This window comes from Streptobacillus felis (genome assembly GCF_001559775.1).
In the GTDB taxonomy this organism is placed as follows: Bacteria; Fusobacteriota; Fusobacteriia; order Fusobacteriales; family Leptotrichiaceae; genus Streptobacillus; species Streptobacillus felis.
This window is the reverse complement of the sequence record NZ_LOHX01000166.1, coordinates 1-498: the sequence shown is the minus strand read 5'-3', so window position 1 is coordinate 498 and position 498 is coordinate 1. Positions and strand designations below refer to the sequence as shown.

General features: G+C 30.9%; 2 pseudogenes. Both read left to right on the top strand.

Annotated elements, in window-relative coordinates:
• Positions 1–156: 156 nt before the first annotated feature.
• Positions 157–222, top strand: a pseudogene (locus AYC60_RS09580) (50S ribosomal protein L11); the annotation flags it as partial.
• Between the two features lie 58 nt (positions 223–280).
• Positions 281–498 (top strand): annotated as a pseudogene (locus AYC60_RS03440) (50S ribosomal protein L1); the annotation flags it as partial.

Below are 498 nucleotides of genomic sequence, written 5' to 3'. Positions count from 1 at the left end.
GTGTTAAAATCACCAACTTCATCAGATTTATTAAATAAATCTGCTAAAATAGAAAGAGGAACACAAACCTGTGTAAAATAAGTAGCTGGAAAAATTACATAAGCTCAATTAAAAGGATTAGCTGAAACGAAAATGCCAGTGTTAAACGCTTGAGCTGTTGAAGCAGCTATGAACAATATTGCTGGAACAGCAAGAAGTATGGGAATTAAAATACGAGGTTAATAATATGAAATTAAGTGGGAGATAAAAATTTAAATTACCACAAAGGAGGAAACAAATTATGTCACAAAAAGGGAAAAGTTATAATGTACTTTCTCAAAAAGTAGATAAATTAAAAATCTACACACTAGAAGAAGCTTTAGAATTAGTATTTGATACAAAGAGTGCTAAATTTGTAGAAACAGTTGAATTAGCAATTAGATTAGGAGTAGATCCAAGACATGCGGATCAACAAGTTAGAGGTACAGTAATTTTACCTCATGGAACTGGTAAAACAGT